The sequence below is a fragment of the Nonomuraea sp. NPDC048892 genome, assembly GCF_040649735.1.
Lineage (GTDB): Bacteria > Actinomycetota > Actinomycetes > Streptosporangiales > Streptosporangiaceae > Nonomuraea > Nonomuraea maheshkhaliensis.
Window position 1 is genome coordinate 333166 of record NZ_JBEZFZ010000006.1, and the last position, 16887, is coordinate 350052.

At 69.3% G+C, this 16887-nt stretch carries 15 protein-coding genes and 1 pseudogene; 3 read left to right on the forward strand and 13 right to left on the reverse strand.

All coding sequences use genetic code 11. The features are described 5' to 3' along the window. Positions 1-99: 99 nt before the first annotated feature. From AB0C28_RS22670 to AB0C28_RS22695, 6 genes and pseudogenes are all read right to left on the reverse strand, one after another. A complete protein-coding gene (locus tag AB0C28_RS22670) occupies positions 100-1641 on the reverse strand; it encodes an NADH-quinone oxidoreductase subunit N (RefSeq protein WP_358077019.1) in 1542 nt (513 codons plus the stop codon). Next, positions 1638-3347: an NADH-quinone oxidoreductase subunit M gene (locus tag AB0C28_RS22675; RefSeq protein WP_358077022.1), complete on the reverse strand. Its 1710-nt coding sequence runs from the start codon at positions 3345-3347 to the stop codon at positions 1638-1640. The genes AB0C28_RS22670 and AB0C28_RS22675 overlap by 4 nt, the downstream gene beginning before the upstream one ends. 43 nt (positions 3348-3390) lie before the next feature. Continuing rightward, positions 3391-5367: an NADH-quinone oxidoreductase subunit L gene (locus AB0C28_RS22680; RefSeq protein WP_358077024.1), complete on the reverse strand. Its 1977-nt coding sequence runs from the start codon at positions 5365-5367 to the stop codon at positions 3391-3393. A gap of 317 nt (positions 5368-5684) precedes the next feature. Further along, positions 5685-5987: pseudogene (gene nuoK, locus AB0C28_RS22685) on the reverse strand (NADH-quinone oxidoreductase subunit NuoK); the annotation flags it as partial. Further along, positions 5987-6709 carry an NADH-quinone oxidoreductase subunit J gene (locus tag AB0C28_RS22690; RefSeq protein WP_358077027.1) on the reverse strand — a complete coding sequence of 241 codons (723 nt, stop codon included), beginning with the start codon at positions 6707-6709 and terminating at the stop codon, positions 5987-5989. The gene AB0C28_RS22690 and the pseudogene nuoK, both read right to left, overlap by 1 nt. Continuing rightward, positions 6706-7959 (reverse strand): 4Fe-4S binding protein, encoded by a 1254-nt coding sequence (locus AB0C28_RS22695; protein WP_357846156.1) that lies wholly within the window; start codon positions 7957-7959, stop codon positions 6706-6708. The genes AB0C28_RS22690 and AB0C28_RS22695 overlap by 4 nt, the downstream gene beginning before the upstream one ends. Before the next feature lie 338 nt (positions 7960-8297). Between AB0C28_RS22695 and AB0C28_RS22700 the strand changes: the two genes are divergently transcribed. Beyond that, the gene (locus AB0C28_RS22700; RefSeq protein WP_358077030.1) at positions 8298-9377 is read left to right on the forward strand and encodes a serine/threonine-protein kinase; all 1080 of its coding nucleotides are present in this window, start codon (positions 8298-8300) and stop codon (positions 9375-9377) included. 516 nt (positions 9378-9893) lie between these two features. Here the strand turns inward: AB0C28_RS22700 and AB0C28_RS22705 are convergent. From AB0C28_RS22705 to ndhC, 7 genes are all read right to left on the reverse strand, one after another. Beyond that, positions 9894-10517: a hypothetical protein gene (locus tag AB0C28_RS22705; protein ID WP_358077033.1), complete on the reverse strand. Its 624-nt coding sequence runs from the start codon at positions 10515-10517 to the stop codon at positions 9894-9896. After that, positions 10481-10771, reverse strand: coding sequence for an NAD(P)H-binding protein (locus AB0C28_RS22710; RefSeq protein ID WP_358077036.1), 291 nt, complete (start codon positions 10769-10771; stop codon positions 10481-10483). Before AB0C28_RS22710 ends, AB0C28_RS22705 begins: the two co-directional genes overlap by 37 nt. Positions 10772-11061: 290 nt before the next feature. Continuing rightward, on the reverse strand, positions 11062-11601 hold the full coding sequence (locus tag AB0C28_RS22715; RefSeq protein WP_358077039.1) for a hypothetical protein: 540 nt from the start codon (positions 11599-11601) through the stop codon (positions 11062-11064). A 336-nt stretch (positions 11602-11937) separates the two neighbouring features. Then, positions 11938-12879 (reverse strand): NADH-quinone oxidoreductase subunit NuoH, encoded by a 942-nt coding sequence (gene nuoH / locus AB0C28_RS22720; protein ID WP_357846166.1) that lies wholly within the window; start codon positions 12877-12879, stop codon positions 11938-11940. After that, positions 12872-13609: an NADH-quinone oxidoreductase subunit C gene (locus AB0C28_RS22725; RefSeq protein ID WP_358077042.1), complete on the reverse strand. Its 738-nt coding sequence runs from the start codon at positions 13607-13609 to the stop codon at positions 12872-12874. Before AB0C28_RS22725 ends, nuoH begins: the two co-directional genes overlap by 8 nt. Further along, positions 13606-14088, reverse strand: a complete 483-nt coding sequence (locus AB0C28_RS22730; RefSeq protein ID WP_245956180.1) for an NADH-quinone oxidoreductase subunit B — start codon at positions 14086-14088, stop codon at positions 13606-13608. Before AB0C28_RS22730 ends, AB0C28_RS22725 begins: the two co-directional genes overlap by 4 nt. Positions 14089-14697: 609 nt before the next feature. Further along, complete coding sequence (ndhC, locus tag AB0C28_RS22735; protein ID WP_346101044.1) at positions 14698-15069, reverse strand: NADH-quinone oxidoreductase subunit A; 372 nt, start codon at positions 15067-15069, stop codon at positions 14698-14700. A 127-nt stretch (positions 15070-15196) separates the two neighbouring features. On the opposite strand from ndhC, the gene AB0C28_RS22740 reads away from it, so the two are divergent. Together AB0C28_RS22740 and AB0C28_RS22745 are read left to right on the forward strand one after the other, a co-directional pair. Next, the gene (locus AB0C28_RS22740; protein ID WP_357846170.1) at positions 15197-16660 is read left to right on the forward strand and encodes a polysaccharide deacetylase family protein; all 1464 of its coding nucleotides are present in this window, start codon (positions 15197-15199) and stop codon (positions 16658-16660) included. Positions 16661-16693: 33 nt separating this feature from the next. Next, positions 16694-16783, forward strand: a complete 90-nt coding sequence (locus AB0C28_RS22745; RefSeq protein ID WP_311132193.1) for a putative leader peptide — start codon at positions 16694-16696, stop codon at positions 16781-16783. Positions 16784-16887: the final 104 nt, after the last annotated feature.

Genomic DNA, 16887 nt, shown 5'->3' on the forward strand with positions numbered 1-16887 from the left:
CCAACGACGATGACCCGGTTCTTCGTTCCCCGTTGTGCTCAGCCGAGGGCGGAGCGCGACTTGTCCACAGCCCCGGTGCTTGATCGGGGCGGGACCTACCTACCCGGAGGGGGACAAGGTGGTCAGGTCCAGGACGAGCTGGGGGGCGATCGAGAAGAGGACGGCGGCGGCCACGGCCAGGCCCATGGCCATGACCAGCCACGTGCTCGTGGCGCGCCGCGGGACGGTGGACGCGGCGGGGGCGAAGAGGCGGGCCGTCCAGATGGCGTAGTAGTAGAGGCCGATCACCGTGTTGACGGCCATGACCACGGCCAGCCAGCCGTACCCGCCGCCGACGATCTCGCGGAAGACGAAGACCTTGGCGAACAGGCCCGCCAGCCCCGGCGGCAGGCCGGCCAGGCAGATCAGGCAGAACGCGAGCGCGATGCCCGCGGCGGGGCGGCCGAACACCAGGCCGCGGTAGTCGTCGAGCTCGTTGCGGGCGGACCATCGGGAGACGAGCATGACGACGGTGAATGCGCCGAGGTTCATGGCGGCGTAGATGACCAGGTAGGCGATGGACGCGCTGATCGCTCCCCCGGTTTGACCGGGTTCGGGGCCGGACGTCGTCGCCAGCGCCAACGGGGCCAGGATGTAACCGGACTGCGCCACCGAGGACCAGGCCAGCAGGCGTACGGCCGAGCGCTGGCGCATGGCGAGCAGGTTGCCCGCGGTCATGGTCAGCGCGGCTACGATCGCGACGATGGGGGCCCACGTGGCAGCCTGCCCGGCCAGGCCGGTGACCAGGATGAGGATCAGTCCAGCGAAACCGGCCGCCTTCGAGATGACCGAGAGCAACGCCGCCACCGGTACGGGGGCGCCCTGGTAGACGTCGGCCGCCCACGAATGGAACGGCACCGCGGCGATCTTGAAGGCGAAGCCGGCGACGACGAGGACCACGCCGACCGTGACGACGGCGGGCAACTCCTGACCTGCCGCGGGCAGCACGCCTGGAGCCGGCGCCTGGCCGCTGAAGACCGCCGCCAGGCGTGACAGGTAGACCGTGCCCGAGATGCCGTACAGGAGGGAGACGCCGAACAGCATGACCGCCGTCGAGACCACCGACACGACGAAGAGCTTCACGGCGGCCTCGGACGCGCGGCCGTCGTAGCGCTTCAGCGCGGTGAGCGCGAAGACCGGGAGCGAGACCAGTTCGAGCGCCACCACGAGCATGATCAAGTCGCGGGAGGCGGGCAGGGTGACCGCGCCCACGAGGGTGCACAGGAGCAGGAAGTACCACTCGCCGACGGGAATCGCGCCGCCTGCCAGCTCCGTCATCGACAGCAGGACGATCACCACGGCGGCCACGAGCATCAGGCCGGCGAAGATCAGGGTGAATCCGTCGGTGACGTACGAGCACAGTTGCAGGCCCTCGGCGAGGTTCGGCGGGACGCAGAACGTCGACCGGGGCGGGCCGCCGCTGGCCGCCTGAGCGACCACGAAGCCCAAGGAGAGCAGGACGCCCGCGAGCGTGACCAGGCCCAGGCCGGTTCGTGTCCGCGGGCGGGCCGGCAGGAACGCGTCCAGCAGCAGCACCAGGCCGGCCGCCAGGGCGAGCACGAGCGGTGGCGCGATCACGAAGTAGTCGATCTGCTGGATCATGAGATGGCTCCCAGCAGGGCTTGGACGGGCGGCGTGGTCAGCGACAGCAGCAGGCCCGGCCAGAGGCCGAACAGGAGGGTCAGGACCACCAGCGGCGTCCAGGCCAGGAGTTCGTGTCTGTCGATGTCCTCGATGGCGCTGTCGGTGGGGGGTCGTTCGAGGGTGGTCGTGGTGGTGTGCGCGGGCGTGGCGGCGGGCTGTTCGTCGGAGGTGTCCGGGGGCGGGGCCACGACGTTCGTCCCGGACGGGCTCGTGGGGGTTGGCGGCTGGGGGCGGCCGTGGGTGAGGCGGGAGAGCATGACGAGGAAGTACGCCGCCGTCAGGACCGCGCCCAGCCCGCCGATCACCATGTACGTGAGGAACAGCCCGCGCGGGAGCCCGGCGGCCGGCTGGAACGCCCCGTACAGCGCCAGCATATCCCCCCAGAACCCGGCCAACCCCGGGAGCCCGAGCGACGCGATAGCCGCGAACGTGAGCAGAGCGCCCAGCCGTGGCAGCGTCGCCAGCAGGCCGCCGCCCAGGGTGGGCATGTCGGCGGTGTGGTGGCGTTCTTTGATCGCTCCGGCCAGGAAGAACAGCAAGCCGGTGATCAGGCCGTGGGCGACGTTGGCGAAGAGGGCGCCGTTGACGCCCACGGGGGTGAGCGTGGCGAAGCCGAGCAGGACGAAGCCCATGTGCACGACGGAGGAGTAGGCGATCATGCGTTTCAGGTCGCGCTGGGCGAGGCAGGCCAGGGCGCCGTACACGATGCCGACCACGGCCAGCGCGCCCAGCCACGGGGCCATCGCCGTCGCGCCCTCCGGCAGGACGGGGATGGCGATCCTGGCGAAGCCGTACGTGCCCATCTTCAGCAACACGCCCGCGAGCAGCACAGAGCCGACGGTGGGGGCCTCGGTGTGCGCGTCGGGGAGCCAGGTGTGCAGCGGCCACATGGGGGTTTTCACCGCCAGGCCGATGCCGATCGCCACGAACGCCAGGATCTGGATGGACCTGGACATTCCCGCGCCGTGGGACGCGCTCAGCGCCACGATGTCGAGGGTGCCGGTCTGGGCCCAGATCAGGAGCAGGCCGAGCAGCATGACGACCGAGCCGAGCAGCGTGTAGAGGATGAACTTGATCGAGGCCGCCCTGCGTCCGTCGCCGCCCCAGATGCCGATCAGGAAGTACATCGGGATGAGGACGATCTCGAAGAAGACGAAGAAGAGGAGGAGGTCGAGGGCCAGGAACGTGCCGATCATGCCTACTTCGAGGACGAGCAGGGTGAAGATCAGGGCTCTTGGTCTGGTTCCCGTGGCCGGTTCGGTTTTCGCGGCCGGTCCGGCTCCCGTGGTCGGCACGGCTTTCGTGGCCGGTTTGGTGGTCAGGAGTTGGCCGGACGCTCGTGCGTTGCCCCAGCACAGGTAGACGAAGCAGAGGAACGTCAGCAGGGCCGTGAGGGTGATCAGCGGCAGTGAGATGCCGTCGACGCCGAGGTGGAACCGCAGCCCGAGGCCGGGGATCCACGACTGGTCGAGCTCGAACTGCACGTCTGCGGGCCGGTCGTAGTCGAACGTGGCGACCAGCAGCAGGCTCAGCGCCAATGTGAGGCCGGAGAGGATCAGCCCGTACGTACGGAGCACTGGGCGGAGCAGCTGCGGGGCGAGGAGGAGCAGGAGCGCGCCCAGCAGCGGCACGGCGAGGAGCGCCACGGGGATCCAGGCCATCATGCGGGCACCCCTTCCTCCGTGGTGCCGCGTCGCGTCCCGGTCGTCACGTGAACACCACCGCCCCCACCGCGATCAACAGGACGCCGGCCAGGACGCCGCTGACGTAGAGCTGGACGTTGCCGTTCTGGGCCAGGCGCAGCACGCCCGACAGCCCGCGCGCCGATCTGCCCGAGCCGCGTACCGCCCCGTCGACGACCACGTCGTCCGTTCTGACGACGAGCCTGGCCAGGGCCAGCACCGGGCGGACGAACAGCGCGGCGTACAGGGTGTCGACGTAGAACGCCCGCTCGCACGGCGCTCGCAGCGGGCCCAGCAGGCGGGCCGGGTCGGCGACGGGGTCGCTGCGCCAGAACGCGTACGTCGCCCCCGCGCCCAGCAGCGCGAGCACCACGCTGATGGCGGCCACGCCGAGGTCCAGGTGCGGTTCGCCGGCGAAGCCCAGCAGCAGGGCGGGGACGGCGAGGACGACGAGCGGCACGAGCATCGTCCTGGGGGCCTCCCTGACGTCCACGACGTGAGCGATGCCGGGCTCGGGCTCGGGCAGCGCCACGGCCTTCGCCTCGCCGAAGAAGGTGCGCAGCCAGGCTCTGGCGGCGTAGGCGCCGGTCACGGCCACGGTGGCGAGCGCGCACCCGTACAGGAGGAGGGCGGCCGCGTCGGTCAGGCCTCCCCCGCTCGCCGCGCCGCCGCCGGTCAGCGCGTCGTCCATGGCCAGCAGGAGGCCGTCCTTGCTGAAGAAGCCGCTGGCCGGCGGGAGGCCCACCAGGGCGGCGAAGCCGATCGTCATCGTCACGAACGTGACCGGCAGCTCCCGGCGCAGGCCGCCCATCTGGCTCATCAGGTTGGAGCCGACGTGGTGGATCACCGCGCCCGCGCACAGGAACAGCAGCGCCTTGAACGCGCCGTGGGTCAGCAGGTGGAAGATCGCCGCGGTGTCGGAGCCGGCGGCCAGGCCGCCCGCCATGTACGCGAGCTGGCTGACCGTGGAGTAGGCGAGGACGCGTTTCAGGTCGTCCTGCGCGAGCGCGGCCAGGGCGGCGCCGAGCATGCCGAGCGCGGCGACGACGGCCAGCACGTCGAGCGTGGGGCGGGCGGCGAGGAACGCGGGGAAGAGCCTGGCCACGATGAAGATGCCGGCGGCGACCATGGTGGCGGCGTGGATCAGCGCGCTGATCGGCGTCGGGCCGGCCATCGCGTCGGGGAGCCAGGTGTGCAGCGGCACCTGCGCGCTCTTGCCCGCCACCCCCGCCAGCAGCAGCATCGTGGCCGTCACCAGCGTGGCCGTGGACATCTCCGGCACCTTCGCCAGTACGTCGGCGATGCGGAAACTGCCCGCGCCCAGGCCCAGGACGAAGATGCCGAACAGGAAGCCGACGTCGCCCAGGCGGGTCACGAGGAACGCCTTCACCGCGGCGCGCGAATTGCCCCGGTCTTCCCACCAGTGGCCGATGAGGAGGTAGGAGCACAGGCCCATGATCTCCCAGCCCACGTATAGGACCAGGAGGTCGCCCGCGTAGACGACCAGCAGCATGGCGCTGGTGAACAGGCTGATGAACGCGCTGTAGGAGGGGTAGCGGGGGTCGGTTTTGAGGTAGCCGACCGAGTAGACCTGTACGGCCAGGGCCACCACGGTCACCAGGACGCCGAGGACGCTGGACAGGGCGTCGGCCTGGAGGGTCAGGGAGATCGGGACGGCGCCGGTGACGATCGTGCCGTAGGTCTGGCCGGTGGGTGGGGTGGCGGAGCCGGTGAAATAGGACAGGCCTGGGGTCCAGGCCAGCCAGGTGGCGAGGATGGTCGCGGCTGTGGTGGGGAGGATCGCGATCCAGGCGGCTCGGGTGTTGGCTCGGTCACCTGCCGTGCTGTCCGCCTGGCCGGCTTCGGTGGCGGTCGTCGTGGTGGCGGCTGGCGTGATGGCGGGTGTTCGGCGGCTGTGGTGGGGCCAGCGGGAGAGCAGGAGGCCGGCGAAGGCTGCGACGAAGGGCAGGAGGATGGCCAGCAGAGGGAAGGTCGTCGTCATCGTGGGCCACCGCCTCGCTTGACGGGCGCTTCGTTCTCGTCGGCTGCCTCGGGGGTGTCGCCGGCTGCGCCGGGGGCGGTCCGGTGAGAGGGGCCGTCATTGGATGGGGATCCGTCGGTGGCCGGCGTCTTGTCCGTCCCGATAGCCCGTGCGTCGTCCGTCTCCGTGGCCGACGCGCCGTCCCTCGCGGTGATCGGCTCGGGCTTCGCGGTCGAGGCCGGGGTTTGAGGTGAGGGCGGCGTGGGTGGTGCGGTCGTGTGGCCGTCTGTTGGGTGGAGGACGGCTGTCTGTGCCGGGGTGAGACGTTCGTCGGTGGGTTCGGCCAGGTCGCGGAGGTGGTCGATGTCGACGGTACGGCGGTTGCGGTAGAGGGCAAGCACGATGGCCAGGCCCAGGCCCACCTCGGCCGCCGCTATGACGATGACGAAGAGGGTGAGCACCTGGCCGCTGTGGAGGCGGTCACCGAGCCACACGTCGAACGCGACCAGGTTGAGGTTGACCGCGTTGAGCATCAGCTCCACCGACATCAGCACGAGGATCGTGTTGCGGCGGGCGAGCACGCCGTAGACGCCGATGGAGAACAGGAGCGCGGAGACGACCGCCGGGTAGACGATGTGCACTAATGACCCCCGGTCTGATCGGGTGGCGAGCCGTCCACTGTCCGGTCGGGTGCTCCGGTACTCCCCTGCCGACGGGGTGACCCCGTGCTCTCCCCCGGAGCGGGAGATCTCGTGCTTTCGGGTCGGTCGGGCGAGCTGCCGGAGGTGTCAGGGCGTGCGTCGAGTTGGGCGGTGCCCGGGTCGGGCGCGCCGCCCGGGATGTCGGTGCGGGACAGGACGATGGCACCGATCAGAGCGGCCAGCAAAAGCACCGACAGTGCCTCGAACGGCAGCACCCATGTGGCGAACACGCTGGCGCCCAGTTCCTTGGCGGCGCCGGGGCCGGGAGTGAGCGGGGCGTAGGCCGTACGGAAGCCGTCGATCACCACCGTGACGAGGAGCGCGGCCGTCGCGAGCGCCACCACGGCGGCGACCACTCTGTTGTTGCTGTCGAGGTCGGCGGAGCGGCCGATGGGGGCGCGGGTGAGCATGATGCCGAACAGCATGAGCACGACCACCGCGCCCACGTAGATCAACACCTGCACCCACGCCACGAACTCGGCGGTCAGGACGAGATAGCCGCCCGCCAGCGCGCCGAAGCAGAGCACCAGCCAGAGGGCCGCGTGGACGAGTTGTCTGGTCGTGACGACGAGCAGCGCCGATCCAACCGCTACCGCGCCCAGGAGCAAGAAGACGATCTCTTGCCCGGTGGGTGACAGATAGGAGGGCACCGCCTCGGTCACGACTCCTCCTCGGACTCCCTTGTCTCGCCAGGACCGAGCCGACCCGGCGGGCGGATGGACCGTGGATCGGCCATCTTGCGCCGGCGAGGGCTCGCGGCAGAAGTCTGCTCTTCGGGATCGGGGCTCGGTTGCGGCTCGCCCGAAGCTGTGGACAACTTTTCTGGAGGTGGCCGGCCTGTGGATGAAGACTCGGCCTCAGCCTGGCCCCCTGCTTGAGGCTCGGCCCCTTCCGACGAAGGCTCAGAACCGGACGGCGGCTCGGGGCTCGTCTGGGTCTGGGTGGATGGCGTGTTCTCGCCGTTCTGGGACCGGTCCTCGTCCTCGCCTGCCTGGGCCGACGGACGGGCGGCTTCTTCCCCGGCGGCTTGAGTCGTGTCCTGCGGGGTGGGCAGGGCACCTGGAGGACGGATTCCCCGTACGTTCGCCATAGAACGGCGGGGGCGTCCGCTTGGAGCGGACGGCTCGCCCGAACCTGGCTGTGGGGTGGCCGGTTCGTCTGAGGCACGGGGGCGTTCGGCGGGTGAGATGTCCGTTGTGTCGGTGGCCGGAGCGCCTGGTCCTGCTGTGTCGGCTTTCGGGGTGTCGGTCGCCTGGCCTTCTGTCGGCGTACGTGCTGAGTCGTCGCTGGACGAAGGCCGGGTTGGGCGTTCGGCGGGTGCCTGAGCCGGCCGGTCCGTGGCCGAGGTACGTGCAGGGCGGTCGGCGGCCGGGGTGCGGGACGGACGGTCGGCCGCTGCGGCGGTGCGGGCCGGGCGGCGGGGGGCGGCCGTCAGCTCCTTGGGAGGTTCGGCGCCGGGGTCGTGGGCCGGGGGTGGAGGAACGGTCTGCGTCCAGGAGGCCAGTTTGTCCTTCTCGTGGAGGAGGTTGCGGATGTCGCCTTCCGCGTACTCGAACTCCGGAGACCAGAAGAGCGCGTCGAAGGGGCAGACCTCGATGCAGATGCCGCAGTACATGCACAGGGAGAAGTCGATGGCGAAGCGGTCGAGCACGTTGCGCTGGCGGGCGCGGCCGCCCTCGGGGGCCGGGATCGTCTCCTTGTGGGAATCGATGTAGATGCACCAGTCGGGACACTCCCGGGCACAGAGCATGCAAGAGGTGCAGTTTTCCTCAACCAGGGCGATGACGCCTCGGCTGCGGGGCGGGAGGGTGGGCTTGACCTCGGGATATTGCTGGGTGACGGATTTGCGCAGCATGTGGCGAAGGGTGATGGACAGCCCTTTCGCCAGTCCGACTCCCGGAATCCGCGCCATGGTTCAACATCATGACGTACTTGGCCGCGCAGGTGAATGAGTGAGGCCGTTGTCCCCAGTTTTTCCACAGCTGTCCACAGGTTCACGGGTGGTTATCCACAACCTGTGCGCATGCCCGATATGAACTACTGCATGGCGATAGTCTCTCGGCCATGCAACACAGCCATCCGGTCCGCCCCAGTGGCCTGAGGTGGACGGCCGCCGTTGCTTGGGCCTGCCTGCCCCTGTTCACGTGCGGTCTGGCGACTCCGTTCACCATCGGGGCCGCCGCGTTCTGGCTGCGCAACTTCTGGCACGCCGCCGCCGCGTCCGTCTACCTGGTCGGCATCGGCACCTTCGTGATCGCGACCTTGGCGTACACCGAGTACGAGGAATGGCCGCCGGGGGTGTCCGTGCTGGCGACGATGGGGCTGCTGGTCAGCTGGATCGGTGGGCTCGTGCACTCGGCGGTCCTGGTGCCGTTCATGGTTCGCGCGCGACTGGAAGGCGCGGCGCACGGGCGGCTGGAAGGGCCTCCGCACGCGGGGATGGAAGGGACGGCACGCGGACGGCAGGGCGGGATGGCGCACGCGCGGCTCGGTGGGACGTCGCGTCCGCCGGTCGACCTGCGACAGCGAACGACCGCGCCCACGCACCACCGTTCGAGCACCGAGCCGCAGTGGGTGGGGCACTATCGCGTGCTGCAACCGCTCGGGCGGGGCGGGCAGGGCGCGGTCTACCTCGCCGTGGCGCCCAACGGGGCGCGGGTCGCCGTGAAGGTGCTGCATGACCTGGTGGACGAGACGGCCAGGACCCGGTTCGCGCGGGAGGTCGAGGCGGCGCGGCGGGTCGCGACGTTTTCCACAGCGCGGGTGCTCGACGTGAGCATCACCGGGCAGCAGGCGTACATCGTCAGCGAGTACGTGGAGGGGCCGTCGCTGGAGCAGCTCGTCAGGAAGCACGGTCCGCGCGACGAGGACAGCTTGACGCGGCTGGCGTTATCCACAGCCGGGGCGTTGGCGGCCATTCACAAGGCCGGAGTCGTGCATCGTGACTTCAAGCCGAGCAACGTGCTGATCGGGAACGACGGGCCGAGAGTGATCGACTTCGGGATCGCGCGTGCGCTTGATCAGGTGACGATGACCTCAGGGAAAATGGTCGGGACGCCGCCTTACATGTCGCCTGAGCAGTTGTCCGGGGAGACCGTGGGGCCGGCTTCTGATGTGTTCAGCTGGGCTGTGACGATCATGTTCGCGGCGACGGGGCGGCCGGCGTTCGGGGAGGACACGGTGCCGGCGGTGTTCAACCGGGTGCTTACCGTTCATCCTGATTTGTCGCCGTTGCCGCCTGGGTTGCGGGGGATTGTGGGGGCGTGCCTGAACAAGCGGCCTGATGAGCGGCCGTCGGCTTCGGATGTGATGCTGGCGATCGTGCGCTGAGTTAGGTGTTCGGGCGTTCCGGGGGCTCAGGTGTGCAGAAGGAGACGCTCTGGTTCGACCGGCGGGCCCTCGGGTGCGCGGGACAGAGGTGCTGCTGTTCGCTCGTCGGGTCGAGGTATGCAGGAGAGCGGGTCCCCTCCCGCTCGGTCTGGTCCGGGATGTGTACGAAGAGCTGTTCCGTCCAACCCACCAGCGGCGGGGTATGCAGAGAAGGCTGCTCCAGTCCGGCCCGCACGGGTACAGGTGTGCAGGTAAGGGGTCACGTTCCGGCGCTCCTCGGTCGAGTGTATGTACGGAGGGACGTTCTGGTTCGGCCTGCCTGGGCTGAAGTGTGCAGGGCATGTTGTCGAAGTAGGGCGGTTCGTGAGTGATGAGGTGAGCGGGGGCGTTGGGGTAAGCCCGCACGCCGAAGGGCCCGCTCACCAGGGACCCGCACGTTGGGAGACCCGCACGTTGGAGACCGCACGTTGGGAGGCGAGCCCGTTATGCGGGCGCGGGAGGACCCCCGATGGACTCCTATGTCGTCGGCACGGCCTCCTCAGCCTGGAACTCGGCCGCGTGGTCGGCCGCCCACCGGTCGAACCCGATCGCGGCACGACCCAGCACCTCCTCGACGGTGGAGGTGGCCGGCGAGTTCCCGGCGGCGGCGTCATCGAGGAACCGCAGCACCGCCTCGGCCTCCTCGCCCGGCATGAACCGCGAGAAGCGTTCCAATGCGGCGTCCTTGGACAGCTCGATCACCGGGATCTTCCTCCCTGCCGCGCGGCCGATCGCCGCGACCTGCTCGCGCTGGGTGAGCCGGGCCGGGCCGGTGAGCATGCCGCTCATCGGCGGCGTGGGCGTACCGGTCAGCGCCGCGCAAACCACTGCGGCGACGTCGCGCTCATGGATCGGCGCGGTGAGCGCGTCCGGCTGGAAAAGCGGCAGGCCGCCACCGCCGCGAATCGGATAAGCCCAGCCCAGAGCATTGGTAGCGAGCACCAGCGGCCGGATCGGCACCAACTCGACCCCCGGCTCCGCGGCGAACGCGGCCTCGGTCTCGCGGTGCCTCTCGGTGATCGGGTTGCCTGCCGACGTCGGGTGGATCACGCTGCCCGAGGACATCAGCACGACGCGTTCCACCCCAGCGGCACGCGCCACGTTCCACCCCAGCGGCACGCGCCACGTTCCACCCCAGCGGCACGCGCCACCTCGGCGACAGCGGGGGCGCCCTCGTGGGTGGCGTACAGGAACACCTGCGTCATCCCGTCGAACGCCGGGCGCAGGCTCGCCGGATCGGTCAGGTCCGCGGCGAACCAACCGGGCTCCGGCCGTCGTGCGGAGGCCCGAACCGGGACGTCGTCGGCCAGAAGCTGTTCGAGCACGAGCCGGCCGATGTGTCCGCGGGCTCCCATGATCAAGGTCGGTCGGCGATCCACCGCGGCTGTCTCCCATCGGCGCCATGGGGACCCGGGCGGCCGGCAGGGCGTTCCGACGCTTCACCCTGCTCCCGCTGATATTACCGAACCCGTCACCGCGGCCCATCGGGAACCACTCGCGTGAAGAACCCCGAGAGCTCTCGAAGCACTGGGATTTGTGAGGGGGCCGGGGTTCTCTTCGTGCTCGCCCCCTGGGCTCTCTTCGTGCTCGCTCCCTGGAAGGAGTCGGCGCCGACGCCCCGTGTGCGCGAGTGGGGTGGGCGGGGTTATGGGGTGGCTTCTCGGGTTTGTTTGGTGAGGGTTGTGTATTCCTCGTGGTCTATCTGGTGAACGGCCAGGGCGAGGTCGTGTCGATTGGCGAAGTGTTCCGCTTGTTGGGGGGACCACCTGCCGGGGAGGTGGTGGAGGGGGCGGCCGTATCGGTCGCTGATGAGGAGGCCGGTCAGGTTCTCGTGGCGGTAGAGGAGGAGGCTGAACGCTTGGCCGTGGAGCGCGCCGAGGCGGATCTCGGCTAGGACGGCGTTGCCGATGCGAACCTGGAGCTTGTTGGCGTCGCCGAGAATGAGGTGGAGGCCGGCGTACGGGCCCAGGGCGATGCCGCGCTTGACGCGGTAGCGGTGGAGCTTCGCTCGGAGGAGGCGCAGGAGGAGCAGTACGGGGCTGAAGGCCACCAGGAGCCACTTGCCGTCCACGAGGTCGAGGACGATCCGGCCGAAGGTGGCCAGACCGCGCCAGGCCAGCCACAGCCCCGACGTGGCCAGATAGACCATCAGTGCCGCGCCCGCGATTCCGGCGCAGATCGCCACCGGTGGCTGGGGTGGTGGATGTACGGCTGGGGAATGGTTGGACGTGGCCATCCGCCGTGTGTATGCGTAAGCGTGAATGGTTCGACGTGACCTGGTCATTCGCCCTGCACGTGTGTAGGGGTGAGCGGTTGGGCTTGGTCATGCGCCATGCATGTATGTGGGGGTGCATGGCGCATGACGTGGTCGGGTGACGTGCATGTGGGCAAGGCGGCGAATCTTCGCGTGGTCGGGAAGATGGCGCAGGGTTACGTGCTCGTTCGATCATGAGTGAAGGTGTGGCGAGGGGGTCGAGCGAGTCCCGTCCATGCCGAGGGGCTTCGGGTTTGTGGGTGGGGGTTAGATGAGGACCTTGATGATGCCGGTCAAGGCGAGTTGGACGAGGGCCAGGGGGACGAGGACGGCCCAGGCCAGTTTCTGGAGCTGGTCCTCGCGCAGTCGCGGGTAGGTGACGCGGAGCCAGATCACGACGAAGGCCAGCAGGAAGACCTTCAGCAGCGTCCACAGCCACCCGGGCAGGAACGGGCCCTGCCAGCCGCCCAGGAACAGGACGGTGGTCAGGAACGACAGGACGACGATGCCGGCGTACTCGGAGAGCATGAAGAGCGCGAAGCGCATGCCCGTGTACTCGGTCATCGGGCCCATGATGATCTCGGACTCGGCGATCGGCATGTCGAACGGGGGGCGGCGGAGTTCGGCCAGGCCTGCCAGGAAGAAGACGACGCCGCCGATGGCCTGCCAGGGCAGCCACCACCACTGCCACGCCTCGACGATCGAGGGGAGCGACAGGGTGCCCGCCGCCATGGCCACCGATGAGGCCGCGAGGACGAGGGGCAGTTCGTACGACATGAGCTGGGCCGCCGAGCGCATGCCGCCGAGGACCGAGTATTTGTTGGCCGACGCCCAGCCCGCCATGATCGAGCCGAGGACGCCGATGCCCATGACGGCGAGGACGAAGAAGAGGCCGAGGTCGAGGTCGACGGCCACGCGGTCGCGGTCGATGGGGATGACGATCAGGACGACCAGGTACGGGACGAGCGCCACGCCTGGGGCGATCATGAAGATGCGGCGGTCGGCCGCGGCCGGGATGATGTCCTCCTTCTGCGCGAACTTCACCCCGTCGGCGATGAGCTGCGCCCAGCCATGGAAACCGCCCGCGTACATAGGGCCGAGGCGGGACTGCATATGGGCCATGACCTTGTGCTCCGTCTGCCCGATGATGAGGGGCAGCACCAGGAACACGATCAGGATGACGACGAAGCTCAGCACCACTTCAAGCATCGGGCGGCCCCCAGTCGGCGGGTACTCCTGGCGGAAGCGTCTTGCGGCGGCTCGGGGAGCCGTGTCCTGATTCGCCTGGTTCCTTTGCGCCCGGCCAGGGCTTGGCCACGCGGGCGGCCAGGATGAAATCCTTGCGGAGCGGGTGGCCTTCGAAGCCGTCGGGCAGGAGGAGGGGCACGAGGTAGGGGTGGTCGTCGAAGATCACGCCGAACATCTCGTACGTCTCGCGCTCGTGCCAGTTCGCGCCCCGGTAGACGCCTACGGCGGTGGGGAGGTGGGGGCGGTCCTTGGGTACGCGGGTGCGCAGGAGCAGGCGGCTGCCCGACTCCGGGTTGTAGACGTGGGCCACGACGAGGAAGGCGTCCGGTGGGTCGTCGACGCCGGTCAGCCAGTCGAAGAAGATGTGGCCGAGGTTGTCGCGGGCGTAGGTGAGGAGGGCGATCCAGTCGGCGGGGGCTACATCGGCGGTGGTGTCGCCGTACGACTCCGAGATGTCGACGCGGTCGCCGAAGTGGGCCGAGATCCGGGCTGTCACTGCGCCTTGGGCTGTTTCGGCCTCAGCTGTTTCGGCCTCAGCTGTTTCGGTGTCGGACTGGGCGGGGTCGGAGTTGTCCTGCCTGGTCGGGGTGTTGCGGGGATCGTCCTGGCCGCTCGGGGTTGTGGTGGAGTCGCCCTGCCCGTGCGGGGTCACGTGGGGGTCGTTCTGGCCGTTCGGGGGCGTGCCGGTCATGACTGGTCCGCTTCCGGGGAGTCGCCGTGGGGGCGGGACCAGACGTAGCGGTCGCTGAGCTTCTCGCCGGCGATCTTCTCCTGGAGCTTCATGATGCCGTACAGAAGCGCTTCCGGCCTGGGTGGGCAGCCGGGGACGTACACGTCGACGGGGATGATCTGGTCCACGCCATTGGTGACGCAGTAGGAGTCCCAGTACGGGCCGCCGGTGTTGGAGCAGGCCCCGAACGAGATCACGTACTTCGGGTCGGGCATCTGCTCGTAGAGGCGCTTGACGGCCGGGGCCATCTTGTCGGTGACCGTGCCTGAGACGATCATGAGGTCGGCCTGTCTGGGGCCGTTCGCGAACGGGATCACGCCGAAGCGGATGAAGTCGTGGCGGCTGGTGGAGGTCGCGATGAACTCGATGGCGCAGCAGGCCAGCCCGAAGTTGAACACCCAGAGTGAATAACGGCGGCCCCAATTGAGCACGAACCGCATCGGTTTGGGCGCCAACCGGGAGATCGGGCCCACGGTGGGCATCGGGAGATCCGTTGCTGCCATGCCGCCCATTCTTGCGCGGATCGCTGGTCAGGCAAAGGATTGATCCCAAAGGGGGTTCGGCGGCGGCCCAGCCTGCGCGTCCTAGCAGTGCACGGTGCGAGGCGGTGCGGTGCGGTCCGGGGTGGGTCGGGTGGTCCAGGGTGAGTGGTGCCGCCGGGAGTGGTGGGTAACCGAGCTGTCGGGCGGGCTGGACGGTTGAAGGGTGGAGCGGCGGCGCCGTTCGGTGAGAATCCAGGCGTCGAGATACGGATCGCAGGGCTGGGGGCGCCGGGTCGTCCGGTGGCGGGTCGAGACGTCGGGGCTGATCCGGCGGGTCGAGACGTCGGGGCTGATCCGGCGGATCGAAGGCGGGCGAGACGTCGGGGCGGAGCCAGCAGACCGGAGGTAGGAGAGACGCTGGCGTGGAGCCGGCGGGCCGGTGATGGGGCGAACCATTGGGGCGGAGCCGGCGGGCTGGAGGGGGCGAGCCGCAGTGCGCTGAAGACCTCAGTGCGCCGAGGGTCTCAGCGCGCCGAGAGCCTCGTGCGCTGCGAGACGGCGGCGCGTTCAGGTCCAGGTCAAGACGCGTTTGCGCCAGGCGTACACGATGCCCAGCGCGATGAACCCCAAAAACACGAACATCTCCACCAGCGTCGTCAGCCCGTAACCGGGCGCGTCGAAGACGGTGGCCCAGGGGAACAGGAAGACGGCGTCCACGGCGAAGACGACGTACAGGTACGTGAAGACGTAGTAGCGCACCTGCGACTGCGCCCATCCCTCTCCGACGGGGTCGACCCCGCACTCGTACGTGGTGAGCTTCTCCGGGGTCGGGCGGTTGGGGCGCAGGAGGCGGTTGGCGAAGAGGGCGCCGGCCACGATGGCGACGCCGATGGCGAGCAGTGCGGCGACCAGCGCGTACGAGCCGAAGTAGCCGTCCATGAACGCGATGGTAACCCGAGGAGAGGTACCCGCACCGGTCAAAGCCTCTGGACCTATCCCACAAAATCGGAGTAAAAGGTAAGATCAGCGCCATACCCTGACAAGCATGCACAAATCGCGGTTCTGTATGGGAATCGCTCTGCTGACCCTCTCAGCCTCCGGCTGCGGCCTGGCCGCCGCCGGCGACGGGAAGGACGTCATGGTCCCGGCAGAGCCGACGATGATCGACTTCGTCGACCCCGCCGGCATCGTCGGCCTGTCCACCAGGACGCTGACCGAAGGCGACTCGGCCGACAGCAGATACGTGCACATCAACTACCCCGAACTGCCCGGCGCCCCAGCGCTCACCAAGGCCCTGCGCGCCCAGGCCGAGCGGCAGATGAAGGAGTTCCACGACCGCACCCGGGGCGACGAGCACCTGACGCCCCGCCCCGAGCTGAACGTGGACTGGCAGCTCGCCGCCGCCTCGCCCCAGGCCGTCGCGGTCCGGCTGCGCACCGGTGAGTATCTGGGCGCGAGATGGGGCAACTCCACCCGCACCTACTGGTTCGACCCGGGCGCCGGCAAGGCGGTCGACTCGACCGGGCTGCTGTCGGGCAAGGCGGCGCTCAGGACGCTGACGGCGCTGGTCAAGGAGCAGTTCAAGGAACGCAAGCCGCAGATCGAGCAGGACGACCTGCGGCCCGGCGGGGACGCGTTCGACTCGATGGCCTTCAACCGGAGCGGAGACCTCGTCGTCGAGTTCGACGACTGCCAGCTCGGCCCCTGCTCGCTCGGCCGGCTGGCCGTGGCGGTGCCCGCCTGGCGGGCGGCGCCGCTGCTGTCGGATCTGGGCCGGCGGGCGCAGGAGGGCGTGCGCGCGGAGAGCGCGGCGCACGGCGGTCCGCCCCGGTTCGCGCCCACGACCAGCCCCGACGCGGTCAGCAGCAGGGCAGGCAGCGTGGACTGCGCGCGGGTCAAGTGCGTGGCGCTGACGTTCGACGACGGGCCTGGACCGTACACGGGGAAGCTGCTCGACGCGCTCAAGCGGGAGCGGGCGCGGGCGACGTTCTTCCTTGTCGGGAGCAACGCGATGGCGCAGCCGGCGCTGGTGCGCCGGATGAGCGCGGAAGGCCACCTGGTCGGCAACCACAGCTGGGCGCACAGGGACCTGTCGAAGCAGGCCAGCAGCAAGATCGCCGACTCGCTCACGAAGACCAACAGCGCGGTGTCGGCCGCCATCGGGCAGACGCCCACGCTGGTGCGGCCGCCGTACGGGGCGGTGAGCGAGCGGCTGCGTGACGTCGCCCGCGAGATGGGGCTGGCCCTGGTCAATTGGGACGTCGACACGAAGGACCAAATCGGGGGACGGGCCGGCGAATCTGGCGACATAGCGGACCTGGCCGTGCGTGCGGCGCATCCAGGTGCGATCATTCTTATGCACGACATCCATCGGGAAACCGTTGCGGCGGTTCCGGACATCCTCAAAAGGTTGCGCGGGAAGGGTTACAGCTTCGTCACCGTTCCCGAGTTGTACGGCTCTGCGGGGATGCAGGCCGGACGCCTGTACGGGTCAGGAAACGAGCTGCCAGGTAAGCAGCCCCTGACGTAACGCACGTAGTGGGGGGACGTATAGTTGGCGCTCGTGACCCGAACCGTCCTGTTCGCCCGCCTGCATGTAGACCTCTGCAGGCTCGCGTCCGGGCTGTGTCGTCGCTCTCCCACCTCACCCTGACTGACGTCCACCGCGTTTACCCGCTCAACGCGGCTGGCAAACGCGTGACCTTCCGAGGATCTAGCATGGATACAGAGAACGCGCCCAGGCAACCGCGCATCGGC